The sequence below is a fragment of the Streptomyces sp. NPDC051133 genome (assembly GCF_040682635.1).
Classification (GTDB): domain Bacteria; phylum Actinomycetota; class Actinomycetes; order Streptomycetales; family Streptomycetaceae; genus Streptomyces.
Genome location: NZ_JBFBBK010000241.1, coordinates 1 through 1,312 on the forward strand (window position 1 = coordinate 1; position 1,312 = coordinate 1,312).

A 1,312-nucleotide genomic window follows, 5' to 3' on the forward strand; every position below is an offset into this window, starting at 1 on the left:
GGGCCCCGCCCAACCCCTCCCACAACTCGAACACGGACACCCGCCGGTTCCCCCCCCCGGCGCCCGCCGCCCTGGACAACACCGCCCGGGGGCCCCGGCGGGCGGGGCCCCGCCCCGCCGGGCGCTTCTGCGGCTCCGAAGCCAAGGAACAGGAGGTTGCCGGTGCTGAGTGCGGATAAGGCGTGTCCCAGCCAGAGGAAGGTCACCGCGTCGACAGCGCCGGCTGTCACCGTCCACGCGAACATCGCGACGCTGATGCGGGTCTCACCCCGCGGTGTGTCAGCCTTCGCGCGAAGTCGTGGGGGCGATGTGATGCGCTCTGGAGCGGAGTCGCTTCCTCGATCGGGAGCCTGGTGGCCTTGGGAGATGTCGAGTTCGCTCCTGCTCGCCTTGTGGTTCCGGGCGATGAACCGATGCTGGTGCGGTTCGCGTTCTGCGCCGGCAGTGTGGGACTGGCGGCAGACTGCGAATCTGGCGCAGGCGCTTGTCGAGCCCTGGGACCGGCACTGTCCGCATGAAGGGAGTCCTCTCGTCCGCCTGTTCCGGGCGGGCGGCCCGATCTTCATCCCGCCGAGCCGCTGACTGGCTACGGTGGCACGGCATACATGCTCGCTGTCACACGGACAGGAGCCGATGCCAGAGAGAAGTTCTCCGGGTCGTCAGTGCCGGGAAGTGATGTGTGTTCAGACTGCCGGCTGCCGTCTTCACCCAGCCGCGCGGCCATTGGCACATAGGACACGGTACGAAGACGCTCATTTTTGGTCGTCTGCTCTGCGGCGGCTCCAGGTCTCCGGAGGCGCGGGAAGCACGAGATGACTCTCATCGGGCCACGAAGCCGGGCCCTGAAAGCTAGATTTCTTCCACTCAGTAAAGATCTCGAAGCCATCTTGTCATGCTGTAAATGGCTTGAAGTATTCATCCGAATTGATATCGATCGGCTTTTCGAGAGACTGATCTCCGGTCAACTTCAATGGAGGTGCTTCATGACGCGGAATATTTCCGCCCTTGCGGCCGTAGCTTTCGGTGTGCTTCTGATGTCGGGAGCGGCTGCCGCTCCTTCGTTCGCCGCAGGTTCGACACCCGCGACGGCGCAGACCGGGCTTGAGCGACTTACGTTCACCGCGACCGGCCATACTGCCGACGATGCTCTCGAAGAGGCTCGGTATGAGATGAACACACACGCGGAAGAGGTAATGGGCAGCTGTGACGAGGTGAGCAGCCGCGGGTTCGAGCGGGGGCAGCGGAAATGGGCGGGGCTTCCGGGAGAGCCGGGTTTTCGCGGACAGGGCGGGGGCTGGAGCCGGCAGCGGCC

1 protein-coding gene is annotated in these 1,312 nt (G+C 65.2%); it reads left to right on the forward strand.

Features of this window, described 5'->3' with window-relative positions:
- Positions 1–1,193 precede the first annotated feature (1,193 nt).
- Positions 1,194–1,312: DUF4937 domain-containing protein (locus AB0N17_RS46745; protein ID WP_366017737.1), on the forward strand; the 119-nt coding region annotated here is incomplete at its 3' end.